Raw genomic sequence first — 18,068 nt, forward strand, 5'->3', positions numbered from 1 at the left:
GTTTACAATAGGTTAGGGAGCCTTATTTATTAAGATTCCTTAACCTATTTTGTTTGTTGATCACTGAAAGAATCGAAACAAACTTACTTCGTTAGAGCTTGATTAAGCCATTGATCAAATTGGCCTTTTGGTAACGCACCGTTGATCGTGTCGACACGTTTACCGTCTTTAAAGACCATCACCGTCGGAATACTTCTGATTTGATACATTGCAGCAAGCTGTTGCTGAGCTTCAGTATCAATCTTAACGAATCGAACATCTCCAGAGCGTTCTTTTGCAACGTCGCTGAACACAGGCGCGAAGCCCACACATGGGTTACACCATGTCGCCCAGAAGTCGACAACTACAGGCTGTGAACTGTTCAAGATAGATTGGAAATTAAGTGACGTTCCCTCGATAGGAGCGCCATCGAGCAGTGCTGTTTTGCATTTACCACAAGTTGGGCTTTCTGAAATTCTTTCTGAAGGAACTCGGTTTAAGCCATTACAAGAAGGGCAGCGTGTGTTGAATGTAGACATAACTTTCTCTTTTTATTGTAACTCCGTGGCTAACGTGATTTACGAATCACGCACGGAGCGCTTATACTGTTTAAAACTAGAATACGATACTTAAATAAAAACAAACAATAAACAGGTAAATGATGACAAAATTTTACGCCGAAATTACTGGCTGGGGAAAGTGTCTGCCACCAGCCGTGCTGTCCAATGATGATTTAAGCACTTTCATTGATACGTCTGACGAGTGGATTCGTACTCGAACTGGTATCGAAAACCGTCGTATCAGTCATGTAAATACCTCTGAGCTAGCGACTGTTGCTGCTCAACACGCAATGGCGTGCGCTGGCCTTACTGCCGAAGATATCGATCTCGTGATCATCGCAACGTGCAGCCCTGATTCTCTTATTCCAAATACTGCGTCTAAGGTTCAACAGAACCTAGGTATCAAGAGCGCAGCGGCTTTTGACCTTAACGCAGCATGTACAGGCTTCATTTACGGTGTTGAAACCGCAACTCGATTGATTCAAGCGGGCAACTACCGCAATGCAATCGTTGTGGGCGCAGAACGTCTTTCATTCTTCATCGACTGGACCAAGCGTGACACAGCGGTGCTGTTCGGTGATGGCGCTGGTGCTGTAGTTCTATCTCGCACTGAAGAGCAAGTTGGCTTACAAGAAGCGCAAATCGGTTGTGACGCGGAAGGCCGCGATATTCTAGCGGTGCCAAAGTTCGGTACTTCTATGGATCGCTTCGCTGCTGACAACGGTTATTGGGACTTTGATTTCGTAGGTAAAGAGATCTTCAAACGTGCGGTTAAAGGCATGGGTGCAGCAGCACACACAGTATTGAGCCGTACTGGCATCTCAACAGACAACATTGACGTTGTGATTCCACATCAAGCAAATATCCGAATCATTCAAACTCTGTGCGATATGGCGGGCATTGAACGTGAGAAAGCGTTCGTGAACATTCAAAATTACGGCAACACGTCGGCTGCGACTGTGCCAATTGCATTGTGTGAATCGTTAGAGCAAGGCTTTGTTAAACCGAACTCAAACATCCTTGTAGCGGCATTCGGTGCGGGTTTAACTTGGGGTGCTGGTCATATTAAATGGGGTAGCCGTGTTGAACCACTAGGTCAATCGGATGCTAAGCTTCCAGAAGCGGATAAGTCGGCTTTAGAGCTTTTGGAAAGAGCCATTTTACACTGTAAAACGCGTCCTAATTCTGAGAACGAGTAGCAACATGGCGCAAGTTCGTTTTATGGCAAAAGCCGACCTTGATGGTGCGGCTTTAGTTCACCAAGCTACTTTTGTTCGACAGCAAAACTCAAAAGATTGGTTACAATGTAACTTAAGCGCTTCACCACGCTTTCTTAACTTCGTTGCAGAGAGCGAAGGTGAGATTGTTGGCTACATAATTTGGGTGCAAAAGAGTGGGTTTAGACCTGAAGCTGTTTTAGAACTAGAGCAACTTGCCGTGTTACCAAGTGCGCAGGGGAAAGGATTGGGAAAAAAACTGATTCTGGACTCCTTGCCGCAAGTGAAGCAGAAGCTAGCAGAGCAAGGCTCGACGCTAAAACATGTATTAGTGACCACCAGAGCTGACAACTTTGCACAAAAGCTTTATCAATTGACGTTAGGTGCAGAGGTCGAAACCACGATTTCAAACCTGTACTCTGCTGATGAAGTGCTTATGATAGCTCGCAATGTAGGTGAGCGAATCTGATCGCTGAGTTCTTAGAACCAATTATAATCAGCGGTATAAATTGATTTACGTTTAATTAGGGACTTCTACAGTCCCTTTTGTTATTTCTTAGGAAGTGTTTTGAAGAAAGTTTTAGCAATTGGCTACGTTTGGCCAGAACCGAATTCATCGGCGGCTGGCAGCCACATGATGTCTCTTTTGCGTCTATTTAAGAGACAAGGTTGGTCTGTTGAATTCTCAACGCCAGCTCAAGAAACCGAGCACATGATCGACCTCTCAGAAGAGGGCATCACAAGCCAATCTATTCAGCTAAATTGCGATAGCTTTGACCAGTACATCGAAGAGCTGCAACCTGATGTTGTAATGTTTGACCGCTTTATGATGGAAGAGCAATTCGGCTGGCGCGTTGAGAAGGTATGTCCGAATGCCTTTAAGCTACTGGATACTGAAGATTTACAATTCCTACGCAATGCTCGACATGAAGCAGTTAAGAAAGAGACAGAGTTAACGAAAGAATACCTGTACAGTGATTTGGCGAAACGTGAAATTGCCGCGATTCTGCGCTGTGATCTTTCGTTGATCATCTCAAGCTACGAGATGGAACTGCTCCAATCTGAGTTCAATATCGATCCAAAGCTGTTACATCATCTGCCGTTTATGGTTGATCTTAATACGTTACCTGAAAGCACAAAAAGTTTTGAAGAACGTAAGCATTTCATGACGATAGGTAACTTTAGACATGCGCCTAACTGGGATGCGGTGCTTCAGTTACAGAAGATTTGGCCGAAGATTCGTAAGCAGTTGCCTGACACTGAGCTTCATATTTACGGTTCATACCCGCCGCCAAAGGCAACCGCTTTGCATAACCCTAAAACCGGTTTCCACATCAAAGGTTGGGCTAAAGATGCTCAAGAAGTGATGGAACAGGCACGTGTTTGTGTTGCGCCATTACGTTTTGGTGCGGGCATTAAAGGTAAGTTGCTTGATGCGATGAAGCTGCAAACTCCAAATGTGACGAGTGAGATCGGCAGTGAAGGCATGCTACCACAAGGCAAACTGCAATGGCCGGGTGCGGTGGCAGATGATATCGACGAGTTTGTTGAACAAGCTGTCGCTCTCTATAAAGATGAAGATAAGTGGCTTCAAGCTCAAAGCCAGTGTCATTCAATTCTTGAAGCGTACTATGAACAGAATCAACTGGGCGACAAATTGATCGAGCGATTAATTGCGCTAGATTCTGAGCTTGATTCGCATCGACTGGATAATTTCTTCGGTTCAATGCTAAAGCACCACAGCATGGCAAGCACTAAGTACATGTCGCAGTGGATTGCGGAGAAGAATAAGATTAAATAACGGTTCTTTACCACAGACAGAAGAAATCTTAAGCCCTTAGGTTAACACCTAGGGGCTTTTTTCATGGGGGAAGCTTTTTGATTACTGATTTACAAACCGAAACATACTGGCATTACATTAGCATTGACTAATTTATATTTATTAGTAAGCTCTAATTTAAATGGTGGTGAGTTAGATTCGAGTTTGTGGATAGGAGAGGCCAGTGGTTAGTTTTATTCCTTGGGATGCTTTTTTCGGTGGCATGTTGTTAGGTGTGTCGGCCATTGTTTTAATGTTGGGCATTGGTCGAGTTGCAGGTATTAGTGGCATTGTCAGCCGTTTATTACCAGTTCGCACCAGCAACAAAGAAAGCAAAGACACGGATACAGAAAAAACTGAAAAGCATTGGCGTATCGCGTTTGTTGTTGGAATGGTAGTTAGTGGTTGGTTGTTAATTCCTACCGGTTACCAACTCCCTCAATTGGAAGAGATGAACCTTTTGGTAGTCGTTATTGCTGGTCTGTTAGTCGGTTTTGGCACTAAAACGGCAAACGGCTGTACTAGTGGGCATGGCATTGTCGGCATGGCGCGTTTGTCTAAACGCTCCATTATCGCAACGTGTGTATTCATGGGTGTGGCAATAGCAACCGTGCTTATCAAGAACCTGATAGGGTTGGGGGCATAATGAAAAATTCTTCATTTAGTATCGTTGTTGGTTTACTTGCTGGAATCTTGTTTGGCTCGGGTATGATCATCTCAGGTATGGTTGATCCAAAGAAAGTACTTGGCTTCTTAGATGTGACTGGCAATTGGGATATCAGCTTGGCATTTGTGATGGGCGGTGCGCTACTGGTGTTCGCTCCGTTTTATCACTTAGTCATTAAAAAGCGCGCTAAAGCGATCAATGGTGAGCCGTTAGATAGCCGTAACAATCCGCTAATCGACAGAAAACTGATTCTAGGTTCAACAGCGTTTGGATTAGGTTGGGGGCTTGCAGGCTTTTGTCCAGGACCTGCTGTTACGAGTCTTAGTGGCGGTAACCCAACCGTGTGGGTGTTTATGATAAGCATGCTGGCGGGGATGTGGTTGGCAGGTCGAACGAATAAAACCTGTTAGGGTAAACCTATCGTGTATCTAATTGGCTTGATATAAGCATTAAAGAGGCCGACTCGCTTTAGCTCTATAGCCAGTCAGCCTCTTTTTACATCTCTATCTATTATTTGATAGTCGTTGAAACTGGGCAGTGGTCGCTGAGTTTGTAGTCCAGTACGTCTTGCGTTTCAAATACCTTCTGTTTCGCAGGTGACGCATCTAAGGACTTGCTCACCACAATATGGTCTATTACAGAACGGAACTGGTGCGTGCGGTGGTTATTACGATTTGAGCGAACCTTACAATCTGCACGGGTCTTCCTTGTCGCCAAACGAGCATCCGTCTTTTCAGTTAAATCCTTCCACATCCAATCTCTTGAGTAGGATAGGTTATGGTTGAAGTCGCCTAAGATCGCATAGTCTTCACCGTTACGTTCTCTTTGCTGTATCCACTTATTCAGTTGTTGAGCTTGGTCTTTGAGCCTTGAACAGTCACGGTTCGACTTGTAAGCGCCGCTGCATCCGGCCTTTAAGTGCACTGACAACATGTGAATTGGATTTGAATCCGTTTCCACAACCATATAACTGGCAAATCTGAGCTTGCTGTTAGCACTCGTTTCCAGAGGAAAGTCAGCGTAGTCGGTGAGTGTGATTCCTTTACGAACCGCGAAGCCCGTATATTGGTTCACTTCTTTGAATTGTCGGTTACTGTTTTCTGGTAATGCTCGGTCAGACATCAATATCTTGTATTGATCGCCAGCCACGCGCTGAATGGCATTTAAGTCGTCGACTTCCTGAAAGGCGACCACATCCGCATCTAAAGACTGAAAGTATTCTTCAAGTTTGTTGAAATCAGCTTGATCACGTTGGGCGGAAAACTTATTCACAGCCTCGTTGGTTGATAACCATTCGATATTCCAACTGGATATGGTCAAAGGTTCAGCAAATGCGTGGCTACTGAGTACGCAACCTAACATTATCCAGTTTCGAAGTCGTTTCATGCCAAATATCCCTAATTTTGTCTGCCAATATTGATGAGCCGTTATCCTACAACACTTACCAAAAATTCAACTCTTTTTAGCAGTTTTTTTATTGTTACATTGTTTCTTTTCGACTTGAGAACTAGCGTAATAATATTGAATTGATCTTAGTCAGCGTGAGAGTTTTATTGATCCAAATCAATACTCAAAGTTGGTGGTTCTCGTTAAATACGCCACAATATCTAGTGTTAGTTAAACGATAAATCGCTCTATATAGTGTGTTTGTGGATAAGTCTGTGAATACCTCAAGAGTAAGGAGAAGTGGTGAAATCAATCGTAATCAAGCGTGATGGCTCAAGAGCTCCATTCAGTAGAGATCGCATCCAAGCTGCAGTGGAAGCAGCATCAGACAAAGCCGATAAGGAAATTGCTATTTATGCACTGAATGTGGCATTAGCAGTTGAGTTGAAGCTCGAAGACTACGATGAAGTTCATATCTCTGAAATTCAAACCATGGTCGAGAACGAGCTAATGCAGGGACCATACAAGTCTCTGGCTCGTGCTTACATTGAATATCGTCATGACCGCGACATCGCACGTGAAAAGCAAAGTGCTTTAACTCGTGAGATCGAAGGTTTGATCGAAGAAAGCAATGTTGATCTGATCAATGAGAATGCCAACAAAGACGGCAAAGTTATCCCAACTCAGCGTGACTTGCTGGCGGGTATCGTGGCTAAACACTATGCGAAAACTCACATTTTGCCACGTGACATCGTACAAGCTCACGAGTGTGGTGACATTCACTACCACGATCTAGACTACGCACCGTTCTTCCCAATGTTTAACTGTATGCTTATCGATCTGAAAGGCATGTTAACGCATGGCTTCAAGATGGGTAACGCGGAAATCGACACTCCGAAGTCGATCTCTACGGCGACTGCGGTTACAGCGCAAATCATCGCGCAAGTGGCGAGCCATATTTATGGCGGTACTACGATTAACCGTATCGATGAGGTTTTAGAGCCTTACGTGATGGCGAGTTACGAGAAGCATTTATCGTTAGCGAAAGAGTGGGACATTCATAGCCCAGAAGCTTTTGCTATCTCTCGTACAGAGAAAGAGTGTTACGACGCGTTTCAGTCATTGGAATACGAAGTAAACACGCTGCACACTGCTAACGGTCAAACACCATTTGTGACGTTTGGTTTTGGTTTAGGCGAAAGCTGGGGTTCAAAACTTATCCAGCAATCTATCTTGAAAAACCGCATTGCAGGTTTGGGTAAGAACCGTAAAACAGCGGTATTCCCTAAACTGGTGTTTGCAATCAAAGATGGTTTGAACCACCAGAAGCAAGATCCGAACTACGACATCAAGCAATTAGCGCTAGAGTGTGCGTCTAAGCGTATGTACCCGGACATTCTAAACTACGACAAAGTAGTAGAAGTGACAGGGTCATTCAAAACACCGATGGGTTGCCGTAGCTTCTTGAATACTTACGAAGAAAACGGTGAGCTGATTCATGAAGGCCGTAACAACCTAGGTGTTGTGAGCTTGAACTTGCCACGTATCGCGATTAACGCAAAGCAAGATATGGCTAAGTTCTACGAACTGCTTGATGAAAAACTCAAGCTTGCTCGTCGTGCATTAGAAACTCGTATTTCTCGCCTAGAAAACGTGAAAGCACGTGTTGCTCCAATCCTATACATGGAAGGTGCGTGTGGTGTTCGCTTGAAAGCAGACGACTCTATTGCTGATATCTTCAAGAACGGCCGTGCATCTGTTTCTCTTGGTTACATTGGTATCCACGAAGCAATGACAGCGCTTTACGGCACTGACGTTCACTTGTACGACGATGGCGAAATGCGTGCTAAAGCGCTTGAGCTGGTGGAATACATGAAGCGTGAAGTGGAATCTTGGACAAAAGAGACAGGTTACGCATTCAGCCTATATGGCACACCAAGTGAAAACCTATGTAGCCGTTTCTGCAGCATCGATACCAAAGAGTTTGGTGTGATCGATGGTGTAACAGACCGCGGTTACTACACTAACAGCTTCCACTTAGATGTGCAGAAGAAAGTGAACCCATACGACAAGATCGATTTCGAGATGCCTTACCCTGAAATCTCTAGCGGTGGTTTCATTTGTTACGGTGAATTCCCTAACATGCAGAAGAACATCGAAGCGCTAGAAAACGTATGGGACTACAGCTACACACGCGTACCTTACTACGGCACCAACACGCCTATTGATGAGTGCTACGAGTGTGGTTACAACGGTGAGTTTGACTGTACAAGTAAGGGCTTTACGTGTCCTAAGTGTGGCAACCATGATTCTACGAAAGTATCGGTAACACGCCGTGTTTGCGGTTACCTTGGTAGCCCAGATGCACGACCATTTAACTTCGGTAAGCAAGAAGAAGTTAAACGTCGCGTGAAGCATCTTTAGTAACCGCTAAGATCATTATCTAGCTTACTTAGAAGAGCTAGGTTTCAAGGAATAAGATTGGTATCGGTGTTGTGTCGATACCAATTCTTTCGTTTCAGCTGTGACAGCACTTCGCTTCAAACTATTAAGCAATAACGAGTTTCAATACTGCCTTATGAATTATCACCAATATCACCCAATCGACGTTGTAAATGGCCCAGGAACACGCTGCACTTTGTTTGTGTCGGGTTGTGTACACCAGTGTCGCGGGTGTTATAACCAATCGACGCAAAGGTTGGACTCTGGGCATTTGTTCACTCAAGAACTTCAAGACCACATTATTGCTGATCTCAATGATCCGCGAATCAAGCGTCGTGGTTTGTCGCTTTCTGGTGGTGATCCTCTGCATCCTGCAAACGTGTCTGAAGTGCTTAAGCTTGTTCGGCGTGTAAAAGCAGAATGTGAAGGTAAAGATATTTGGATGTGGACGGGTTACGAACTCGACGAACTCGATGAAAAGCAGAAGCAAGTATTGGAGTACGTTGATACCTTGATTGATGGTCGTTTTGAACAAGACAAAGCGGATCCGATGTTGGATTGGCGTGGCAGTTCAAACCAAATTATCCATCGATTTACTGATATATAACTGCTGTCGTGACTTTGCACACTCGTAAACGAAAAAGGGCGTCATGGTTAGCGCAATGCAACCAATCGGCCCTTGGGTGTGAGTTCTTTTCGTTTATTCGCTCAAACTACCATTCAAGCTGCGACGTGATCCCGCTCTTCTATTAGGTTGTTGATCCATTTCTTAGAGTGAATTCGCTGGCTAGTTAAAGCGATCTTCGCTAGTTCCTCCAGTAACACAATCATCAGCACCCATTCTAAAGACCAGCCCAGTACTAAAGCGGTGAAATAGGCGAGGGGAATACCAATGGCCCACTGGCCAAATATGTCGATGAAGATGCTGTAGTTGATGTCTCCGCCGCTTTTTAACACGCCACCTATGCCAACCATGTTGAACACTCTCAATATCATCCCTGCGGCCATCACCAAAGCGACGTTGACCGCTGTATCTTTGAGTTCCAGATGCGTTAAATCGATTAATTGAACAATGGCTGGCTTGGCGATAAAGCACAGCACTGCCAATAGTGTCGCAAGTGCACAACTGACAAGTACATAGCCCCAAGCGGTATTTTCAACACGTTGATAATTCTTCGCACCAATCTCATTGCCTAGAATGATCGAAGCGGCAACAGCAAAGCCCAAGAAGGCAGAAATTAAGATGCTTTCCACTGGTGATAACAGTGAGATGATCGCAAGTTCACCAACGCCAATCTGACCTACAATGACGTTGTAAATCAGTATCCCACCAGCCCATGCCGTATCATGAACTAACATAGGAATGGCAATCTTGAAGTACTTCTTCCTGTGCTTGGGTAAGATTGCATCACGCCAACTCTCTATTGTAGGGAATAGATGCGCGTAATGTTTCCTCGCCATAATAAGCAACGCAATGGTCTGAAATAATCGAGAGACTGTGGTGCCTATCGCTGCGCCAACCACGCCGAGTTCTGGAAAACGAAATAGTCCGAAGATCAGCAGGGCATTGAGAATCGCATTAACGATGATTGCCCAAATACTTATCTTGGTGGGCAATTTGGCTTCACCGACAGATCGCAGCGCGCTTTCTAGCGGCACAACGATTGCCGTACCAATAAGGCTGGCTCCTGTTATCCAAAGGTAATCCGTTGCCAAGCGGACGTAATCAGGGTCTGAGGCCACCACAGACACGACTGATTCAGGAACCAGTGTATAAATCAAAACAAAAGGGATGATAGCAAAGATAGACAACGCCCAAGATTGCGACAAGACACGTCGAATGCCATTGAAATCACCCGCTCCAAAATATTGCGAAGCTAGCACGCTGACTGCACCGCTAATTCCGGAAACCATGATTAAGTTAAAGAAGAAGATACGGTTGCCAACGCCAACTGCTGCGGTTGCCGCATCACCAAGCTGATTGACCATGAAAATATCGACCACGCCGAGCAATGAGAACAACATAGTTTGCAGTGAGACAGGTAAACCGATGTGTAACAGCTTGTGCCAAAATTCTTTGTCTAAATGACGATATGTCGAGAGCATCGCATTTCCCCTCTAGTGAATATGCGAGAAGTTTATCGGTATTTGTTTTAACTGTATTGTTCAGGTTCATCACAAACCTTTGCCAAACTATCCACTTTGGTAGTTCGGCAACATGAACGAGCTAGCAATGGTATGAGCGAGAAACAAGAACGGTACGAGATCTCTGAAAAGACCCATCAAGAGTTTGTCGATCAAAGCCATGTATTGGCATTCGAAGAACTGGGTATTGTTCAATGTGGGACAGCATCGTGTCGTGATTTCTTTTCTGTTTATCGAAAGAACCAACAAAAACACATGTTGTTGTATACCGTAAGAGGCAAAGGGTGGCTCGAAAGCGAAGGGTGTCGATACATTCTAGAGCCGGGGTCGTGTATTACTGTGCCTGCAGGCGTTGAGAACGGCTTTGGGATTGAAGAAGAGACATGGCAGATAGCTTGGATCTTTCTATCGCCTGATAAGCACTGGGAAAATGTCGTCAATGATGAGGTGAGTTATATGCTCTCTCCGGCAGCAGAAGTTGTCTCGTCTTGCATTCATACCTTGTTAAGAAGCATCGCGTTGCCCATTGATCTCGGTGGAGCGATTGCCATTCACAGCGTAGCCCAAATAGAATTCATGATTAATGCGCCAGTCCCGCAGCAGCAATCTAGAAATTTGATTCGATTAAGAAGAGTGTTCGATAACGTACAAAAGCAGCTGCATAAAGAGTGGAATGTACATGAGCTGGCAAACCTATTCCCGTGTTCAGAGCCGCATTTCCATCGCTTGTGCCAGCGCTATTACTCACACAGCCCAATGACTCATATCATGCGCATGAGAATGGAATACGCAGCACGTTTGTTGAAATCGAGTGATTGGTCGATTCAACACATTGGCGAGATCGTGGGTTACCCGAATGCGGCTAACTTTAGTACTCGATTTAAGGCGTGGTCGGGAATGACACCAAGGCAATTCAAACAAAGTGCTTAATAGGGCACATGGGAACATAAGACACATAGAAATAAAGCGCTTTAAATTGTTAAATAGGTCATTAGGTGTATGAAATTTGCACTATTTATCCGTTTGAAATGACCAATCTCTGATTACTTATGGTAACTAAGCGCTTCTATTAAAAAATGTTTCTGATTTGTCTACGATAATGTTAACGTGAAACTCATTACTTGAATTTCAAAGGGTTGTGACTTTCATGTTTTCACATCTACCAAAACCAACTTTAGATCCAATTCTATCTCTTTCTGTTGCTTACCGCGGCGATACTCGTACTGATAAAGTCGACTTAGGCATTGGCGTTTACAAAAACGACCAAGGCGAAACACCGATCATGAAAGCCGTTTCTATGGCTCAAGATATCGTTGTTGATACGCAGAAAACCAAAGCTTACGTTGGCCTAGCAGGCTGTGAAGAGTTTAACCAGAGCATGGTTGATCTGCTGCTTAAAGGGACTTCTGCAATGGATCGCGTTGCTGCGATTCAAACACCTGGTGCAAGTGGTGCACTTCGCATGTTGGGTGACTTAATGAAAGTTTCTCAACCAGACACCACAGTTTGGATTTCAAACCCAAGCTACGTTAACCACAAACCGGTGATGGAAGCGGCAGGCTTAAAAGTTCGATACTACAATTACTTCAGTCCTGAAACGAAGCAAGTTGATACTGCAAGAATGTTGGATGACCTTTCGAAAGCGGGTCCATCAGACGTGGTACTACTGCACGGTTGCTGCCATAACCCAACGGGTGCAGATATCGACTTTGAAGCGTGGCAGGAAATCACCAAATTATCTCAGAAGAATGGTTTCTTACCGTTCGTTGATATTGCCTACCAAGGTTTTGGTGATGGCCTAGAAGAAGATGCTAAAGGTCTTCAACACATGGCTAACAACATCGAAGAGATGTTGATTACGACATCTTGCTCGAAGAACTTCGGTTTATACCGTGAAAGAACGGGTGCCGCTATCGTGATTGGCAAGAACAGCGAACACGTTGGTAATGCTAAAGGTAAGCTTCTTACGCTTGCTCGTTCAACTTATACAATGCCGCCAGATCATGGTGCCGCTTTGGTTAAAACAATTCTTCAGAATCAAGAGCTAACATCGATTTGGAAGCAAGAATTGAGTGAAATGCAGCAACGTTTGTTAAATCTGCGCCAAAGTTTATGTGATGAATTGCGAAATACTTATAACACGTCACAATTTGATTTCATTGAAAGCCATAAAGGCATGTTTAGTGTACTAGGCTTTAAAGAAACTCAAATGAATCAATTACGTGAAGAGTATGGAGTCTATGGTGTTGGTGATGGACGCATCAATATTGCAGGCCTTTCCGAATCTCATATTCCTTATGTAGCTAAAGCGATAGCCAACGTTTCAAATATAGAAGGTGACTGAATGTATAACTGGAAAGCGATTGTAGTTTTAATGCTAAGTGGTGGCCTGTTTGCTTGTTCGACGACGACTCAAGCTCCTGTCGAGCCAGAGCAAAAGCCTCAAGTAGAACAACCTGTTGTGGATGACTCTTCAAAGACTGACGCAACTGAAGGCGAGAAAGTAACGGAACCTACAGAGAAGCCTGAAGAAGTAAAACCAACTGAACCAGAAGTGAAACCAAAGCCTGAAGAAAAGCCAGCTCCAAAGCCGACTAAAACAAGCGATGGCAAACTGATTCTTGGTGAAGAAGAGTGGGTGTTTGTACCAGGTTTGAAAGAAGCGTTTAAAGCACGTGTCGATACAGGCGCAACAACCTCTTCAATCAGTGCGGTTGATATTGTTGATTTTGAACGTGACGGAAAAGACTGGGTTAAGTTCAAAATCGAACATGACGGCATCACTACGGAAGAGATCAGCTTACCGGTAGAGCGTTGGGTTAAGATCAAGCAGTCGAGCGCGGAAGGCACACAACGACGTGCTGTGGTTGTCGCTTCAATTCAAATCGGTGACCTGAAAGACAAAACTGAGTTTACTCTAGCGGACCGAACGCATCTTTCATTCCCACTTCTGTTGGGTAGAAGCTTCTTTAGAGATGTTGCGGTAGTAGATGTAAGCCAAAAATACGTTCAAAAGAAAATAACTAAATAACAGTTCTGCTAGTCATCAAAGCTTTTCGTTTGGAAGAGCTATAGTTTCAAAAGTGACGAGCTTAAAAGACTTTTAGTGTTGATAAATGAAATCCCTGCCGGTTCTGCTGGTGGGGATTTTTCTATTTACACCCCAATAACGTATGAAAAGCATCTAAATGGTCTATGTTTACTATTCGTTTACTGTTTAACCTCGACAACGTGATCGAGATCTCTATATAATCCGCGCTTCGATTTTTGTTTAATCCATACTTTCGTACTTCTTATTTAGGTTCTTGAAATAGCCTAATAATTATCTGTCAGTACACGCTTAGGAATTAGTTCTTTGATATCTACCGCGAACATCACAATGCAATTTGGCGCAGAGCCGCTGTTTGAAAACATCTCTGCTAAATTTGGTAACGGCAACCGTTATGGTTTGATCGGCGCCAATGGTTGCGGCAAATCAACGTTCATGAAAATCCTAAGTGGCGCATTAACGCCAAGTTCGGGCAACGTTTCTATCACTCCAGGAGAAAAACTGGGTGTGCTTAGCCAAGATCAGTTCGCTTTCGAACAATACAGCGTTATTGACGTTGTAATTATGGGCGACAGAAAACTGTGGGAAGTAAAACAAGAACGCGACCGCATTTACTCTTTGCCAGAAATGAGCGAAGACGATGGTATGAAAGTTGCAGAACTTGAAAGCGAATTCGCGGAAATGGATGGCTACACAGCAGAAAGCCGTGCTGGCGATATCCTAATCCAAGCCGGTATCGAAGAAGAGTTCCATTTCGGTCTGATGCAGCAAGTTGCTCCAGGTTGGAAACTGCGTGTGCTATTGGCACAAGCTCTGTTTGCAAACCCAGATATCTTGCTACTTGATGAACCAACCAACAACTTGGACATTCATACGATCAACTGGCTTGCTGAAGAGCTAAACCAGCGTAAATGTACAATGATCATCATTTCGCACGATAGACACTTCCTGAACTCTGTATGTACGCACATGGCTGATATCGACTACGGTGAGCTACGTGTTTACCCTGGTAACTACGAGTACTTCCTAGAAGCATCTGGCTTGATTCGTGAGCAGCTATTAGCAAGCAACGCTAAGAAAGCGGCTGAAATCAGCGAGCTTCAAGACTTCGTAAACCGTTTTGGTGCAAACGCATCTAAAGCAAAACAAGCAAGTTCACGAGCTAAGAAAATGGACAAAATCACACTGGATGAAGTGAAATCATCGAGCCGTATGAGCCCGTCGATTGATTTTGGCGAAGGTAAGAAACTGCACCGTCAAGCGCTTGAACTTCAAGACCTTGGTCACGGCTTCTATGGCGAAACATTGTTTGCTGGTGGTAACTTGCTACTTGAAGCGGGTACTCGTCTTGCGGTTATCGGTGAAAACGGTGTGGGTAAAACCACGCTGCTACGTTGCCTAGTTCAAGAGCTAGAGCAAAACGAAGGCATCGTTAAATGGTCTGAAAACGCATCGGTAGGCTACTGCCCACAAGACAGCACTAAGGATTTTGATAACGACCTGAGCATCTTCGATTGGATCTCACAATGGCGTACAGCGAAGCACGATGACCTTATGGTCCGTGGCATTCTAGGTCGTCTATTGTTTACTGCTGATGATGCGAACAAGAAAGCGCGTAACTGTTCTGGTGGTGAAAAGAACCGTCTATTATTCGGCAAGCTAATGATGCAAGACATCAACGTGCTGGTAATGGACGAACCAACCAACCACATGGACATGGAAGCAATCCAAGCCCTGAACGATGCACTTAAGGTTTACACTGGCACACTTATCTTCGTAAGCCATGACCGCGAGTTCGTTTCTTCACTAGCAACACACATCATCGATGTGAAAGACCAACAGTTAGTGAGCTTCCAAGGTACTTACGAAGAATACCTAGATCACCAGAAAAAGATGCTGATGGTTAATTTATAAAGCAAGTCGCTGGCTTAGGGCGTGAACAACTAAAAGCCAGCGAAACTAATAAAAAAAGCGCCGAACATTAATGTGTTCGGCGCTTTTCTATTTAATTCATATCGCTATTTATTACTCAGTAACCAAACCTAGATTAGAAACCGAATCGAGCCGACATTAAGATTTGGTGGCCGTATGTGCCGTTATTTCGCATATCAAGACCAACAGACAGTTGATCAGTAGAATGGAAACGAGCACCGATACCAACAATAGAACGAGTGTCATCGTTGTCGATCAGTTGACCAAGGCGCGCGTTAACTTCAACGTTTGCCATTAACCAAGCTCTCAAGCCAAGGTTGATTTCTGTTTTGATGTGGTTGTCGTCATTACGTTCGATGTTGTGCAGTAACATTTGACCAGTAACGTCAGCAAATTGACTGATTGGGCCGTTGAATCCCATACCTACCGCTGCATCCCAATCACTTTCAAATTCTGAATCGATACGAGCAACAAAGTGAGAGTTCTGAGTGAACATTGTTGTTACTTCACCGCCGAAAGTACTTGGGCTAGTACCCATGCGCAGCTCGAATGTGTTGTAGTTAAAGTTGTTTGCAGACGCAGAGAATGAACACAGTGCAGCGAGTCCTAAGAGGACAGTCTTATTCGTGCAACCTAGCATGGTGACTCCATATAAATTGTATTTTCGGCAGTATAATACAAAAAAGCCTGCAATATGCAGGCCAATTGTTTGAAGTCAGTATGTTTTATAATTATCGCTTATAGAACTTGGATATGATCTACTTCGATTTCCGGAGTTTTACCACCTTCGTATTCACCAAAGATACGAACTTTTGTATCAGCGGTTAGCGGTTGTGCTAGGCGGATGTCATCATCCAGTTCGATTTGAATTTCACTCTGGCCGTCAGAGAATACAAACGTGTCATTCTTTAGTTGACGAACAATCTTGCCATCCAAAATTGCTTCTTGCTCTGCGAACATGCTTGTATCGGCAAGCAGTGTCGCAACAGAAACGGTTTCAATTGGTCCAGTGTAAGCAATAGCGCTTTCGTGCTTGTTATTGTTGCTGTGGTCACTAGCCATTGCGAAAGTTGGGGCAAGGATAATAGTAGATGCGATAGCTAATACAGTTTTTTTCATGGTGAATTCCTTAATGTTGTTTTTAGTAGAAACGTTTTCTCAATTTGAAACGTTTCTTTTCGTTAGTACGTTTTTTGTTGAAGCGCCTGTTATCGTTCACAAGCTTCGTTTCGATGTAGCTATTAAACAACACTGGGGTTGAATCCAGAGTGAGTAACACATTCATTTTCCATTCATTTTATTGAGCATCTGCTTAGCAATGACGTTAAGATGGAGGTAGAGAAATATTGCCTTTAGCTACAAATTGAGAAATTAAGGATTTAAGTACAAATGCGAGCACCATTAAGCGCCCTTATGGTTCAAGGAACCACGTCAGATGCCGGAAAAAGTGTATTGGTGGCAGGTTTATGCCGTGTCTTGGCAAGGAAAGGAATCAAAGTGGCACCATTCAAGCCACAGAATATGGCGTTAAACAGTGCTGTGACAAAAGATGGTGGTGAAATTGGTCGCGCTCAAGCGGTTCAAGCGCAAGCTTGTAATATTGAGTCAACCGTTCACATGAATCCTGTACTACTAAAACCTAATTCAGATACCGGCGCACAAGTGATTCTGCAAGGCCGAGCGCTGAGCAACATGGAAGCGACGGGTTATCATGATTACAAGAAAGTTGCGATGGATACGGTTATCGATTCGTTTGACCGACTTTCTGAAGAATACGAAAGTGTAATGATTGAAGGTGCGGGTAGCCCAGCTGAAATCAATCTCCGTGAAAATGATATCGCTAACATGGGATTTGCTGAAAAAGCGGATATCCCAGTGATCATTGTGGCTGATATTGACCGTGGTGGCGTTTTTGCGCATCTCTACGGCACATTGGCTCTGCTATCTGAAACTGAACAAGCTCGCGTAAAAGGTTTTGTGATAAACCGCTTTAGAGGCGATATCGCACTTCTTCAATCTGGCCTAGATTGGCTAGAGGAAAAAACTGGTAAACCAGTGATTGGTGTCTTGCCGTATCTTCATGGTTTTAACTTAGAAGCGGAAGATGCGATTACCTCTGCTCAAGAGTCTGACGGAGAAGCTAAGCTTAAGGTCGTGGTTCCGGTGTTAACCAGAATCAGCAATCACACGGACTTTGATGCGCTAAGACTGAATCCTTCAATTGATTTACGTTATGTCGGTAAAGGCGAACGTGTAAACAATGCAGATTTGATTATATTGCCGGGTACAAAATCTGTAAGAGCAGATTTGGATTACCTAAAACAACAAGGCTGGGATAAAGATATTCAACGTCACTTGCGTTTAGGTGGCAAAGTGATGGGGATCTGCGGCGGCTATCAAATGTTAGGTAACATCATCCACGATCCTGATGGCGTTGAAGGTACGCCCGGCAGCAGTGAAGGGTTAGGGTATTTGGATACTGAAACGACTCTTACACAGCAGAAAACTTTAACAAACGTACGCGGCACCATGACGCTTGATGGTAAAACAGCACCAGTAAAAGGTTACGAAATTCACGTAGGTAGGACTGATGTCAATGAAACGGCTTTACCTGTTCAGTTAGAATCAGGCAACCTTGATGGCGCTGTAAATCAAGACAACTCGATTTTTGGTACTTATGTGCATGGCGTATTCGATAACAGTGATGCGTTGTCGCTTATTTGCGAATGGGCAGGAGCCAACGATGTAACAGCGATTGACCATGAACAGCTTAAAGAGCTGGGTATTAATCGAATCGCGGATGCCATTGAAGAGTACTTAGATCTTGACCTGCTTTGGCCAGAACTGAAACGAACATAGATAAGTGATAACA

General features: G+C 44.1%; 17 protein-coding genes. 12 read left to right on the top strand and 5 right to left on the bottom strand.

Annotated features, from left to right (window positions below; translation table 11 throughout):
• Positions 1–83: 83 nt before the first annotated feature.
• Positions 84–518, bottom strand: coding sequence for a thioredoxin TrxC (gene trxC / locus CWO27_RS14380; protein WP_048660138.1), 435 nt, complete (start codon positions 516–518; stop codon positions 84–86).
• A 122-nt stretch (positions 519–640) separates the two neighbouring features.
• On the opposite strand from trxC, the gene CWO27_RS14385 reads away from it, so the two are divergent.
• From CWO27_RS14385 to CWO27_RS14405, 5 genes are all read left to right on the top strand, one after another.
• Positions 641–1,738 carry a ketoacyl-ACP synthase III gene (locus CWO27_RS14385; protein WP_017097618.1) on the top strand — a complete coding sequence of 366 codons (1,098 nt, stop codon included), beginning with the start codon at positions 641–643 and terminating at the stop codon, positions 1,736–1,738.
• Between the two features lie 22 nt (positions 1,739–1,760).
• On the top strand, positions 1,761–2,225 hold the full coding sequence (locus tag CWO27_RS14390; RefSeq protein WP_048660416.1) for a GNAT family N-acetyltransferase: 465 nt from the start codon (positions 1,761–1,763) through the stop codon (positions 2,223–2,225).
• Between the two features lie 99 nt (positions 2,226–2,324).
• Entirely contained in the window at positions 2,325–3,557 is a 1,233-nt protein-coding gene (locus CWO27_RS14395) for a glycosyltransferase (protein ID WP_107899117.1), read from the top strand.
• A 202-nt stretch (positions 3,558–3,759) separates the two neighbouring features.
• The gene (locus tag CWO27_RS14400; protein ID WP_107899118.1) at positions 3,760–4,221 is read left to right on the top strand and encodes a YeeE/YedE family protein; all 462 of its coding nucleotides are present in this window, start codon (positions 3,760–3,762) and stop codon (positions 4,219–4,221) included.
• On the top strand, positions 4,221–4,652 hold the full coding sequence (locus tag CWO27_RS14405) for a YeeE/YedE family protein (RefSeq protein WP_065677065.1): 432 nt from the start codon (positions 4,221–4,223) through the stop codon (positions 4,650–4,652). The genes CWO27_RS14400 and CWO27_RS14405 overlap by 1 nt, the downstream gene beginning before the upstream one ends.
• A gap of 100 nt (positions 4,653–4,752) precedes the next feature.
• Here CWO27_RS14405 and CWO27_RS14410 read toward each other — a convergent pair whose 3' ends face one another.
• The gene (locus CWO27_RS14410; RefSeq protein ID WP_107899119.1) at positions 4,753–5,628 is read right to left on the bottom strand and encodes an endonuclease/exonuclease/phosphatase family protein; all 876 of its coding nucleotides are present in this window, start codon (positions 5,626–5,628) and stop codon (positions 4,753–4,755) included.
• A 303-nt stretch (positions 5,629–5,931) separates the two neighbouring features.
• On the opposite strand from CWO27_RS14410, the gene nrdD reads away from it, so the two are divergent.
• Together nrdD and nrdG are read left to right on the top strand one after the other, a co-directional pair.
• Positions 5,932–8,052: an anaerobic ribonucleoside-triphosphate reductase gene (gene nrdD / locus CWO27_RS14415; protein ID WP_017109601.1), complete on the top strand. Its 2,121-nt coding sequence runs from the start codon at positions 5,932–5,934 to the stop codon at positions 8,050–8,052.
• A 154-nt stretch (positions 8,053–8,206) separates the two neighbouring features.
• On the top strand, positions 8,207–8,677 hold the full coding sequence (gene nrdG, locus CWO27_RS14420; protein ID WP_107899120.1) for an anaerobic ribonucleoside-triphosphate reductase-activating protein: 471 nt from the start codon (positions 8,207–8,209) through the stop codon (positions 8,675–8,677).
• Positions 8,678–8,790: 113 nt separating this feature from the next.
• On the opposite strand, the gene CWO27_RS14425 is transcribed toward nrdG, so the two are convergent.
• Positions 8,791–10,176 (bottom strand): MATE family efflux transporter, encoded by a 1,386-nt coding sequence (locus CWO27_RS14425; RefSeq protein ID WP_107899121.1) that lies wholly within the window; start codon positions 10,174–10,176, stop codon positions 8,791–8,793.
• A 132-nt stretch (positions 10,177–10,308) separates the two neighbouring features.
• Between CWO27_RS14425 and CWO27_RS14430 the strand changes: the two genes are divergently transcribed.
• The 4 genes from CWO27_RS14430 to CWO27_RS14445 all read left to right on the top strand — a co-directional run bounded on the left by CWO27_RS14430 (position 10,309) and on the right by CWO27_RS14445 (position 15,178).
• Positions 10,309–11,145 (top strand): AraC family transcriptional regulator, encoded by an 837-nt coding sequence (locus CWO27_RS14430; RefSeq protein ID WP_107899122.1) that lies wholly within the window; start codon positions 10,309–10,311, stop codon positions 11,143–11,145.
• Positions 11,146–11,362: 217 nt separating this feature from the next.
• Positions 11,363–12,559 (top strand): amino acid aminotransferase, encoded by a 1,197-nt coding sequence (locus tag CWO27_RS14435; protein ID WP_107899123.1) that lies wholly within the window; start codon positions 11,363–11,365, stop codon positions 12,557–12,559.
• Positions 12,560–13,246: a putative ATP-dependent zinc protease gene (locus CWO27_RS14440; protein WP_057622204.1), complete on the top strand. Its 687-nt coding sequence runs from the start codon at positions 12,560–12,562 to the stop codon at positions 13,244–13,246.
• 324 nt (positions 13,247–13,570) lie between these two features.
• Positions 13,571–15,178, top strand: a complete 1,608-nt coding sequence (locus tag CWO27_RS14445; protein WP_107899124.1) for an ABC-F family ATPase — start codon at positions 13,571–13,573, stop codon at positions 15,176–15,178.
• A 133-nt stretch (positions 15,179–15,311) separates the two neighbouring features.
• On the opposite strand, the gene CWO27_RS14450 is transcribed toward CWO27_RS14445, so the two are convergent.
• Both CWO27_RS14450 and CWO27_RS14455 read right to left on the bottom strand, forming a co-directional pair.
• The gene (locus CWO27_RS14450; RefSeq protein ID WP_048608275.1) at positions 15,312–15,836 is read right to left on the bottom strand and encodes a hypothetical protein; all 525 of its coding nucleotides are present in this window, start codon (positions 15,834–15,836) and stop codon (positions 15,312–15,314) included.
• A gap of 98 nt (positions 15,837–15,934) precedes the next feature.
• Positions 15,935–16,315: a YgiW/YdeI family stress tolerance OB fold protein gene (locus tag CWO27_RS14455; protein ID WP_107899125.1), complete on the bottom strand. Its 381-nt coding sequence runs from the start codon at positions 16,313–16,315 to the stop codon at positions 15,935–15,937.
• Between the two features lie 270 nt (positions 16,316–16,585).
• On the opposite strand from CWO27_RS14455, the gene CWO27_RS14460 reads away from it, so the two are divergent.
• Positions 16,586–18,055 (top strand): cobyric acid synthase, encoded by a 1,470-nt coding sequence (locus tag CWO27_RS14460; protein WP_107899126.1) that lies wholly within the window; start codon positions 16,586–16,588, stop codon positions 18,053–18,055.
• The last annotated feature ends 13 nt before the right edge of the window (positions 18,056–18,068 follow it).

The sequence above is a fragment of the Vibrio sp. 10N.286.51.C3 genome (assembly GCF_003050065.1).
Classification (GTDB): Bacteria; Pseudomonadota; Gammaproteobacteria; order Enterobacterales; family Vibrionaceae; genus Vibrio; species Vibrio crassostreae.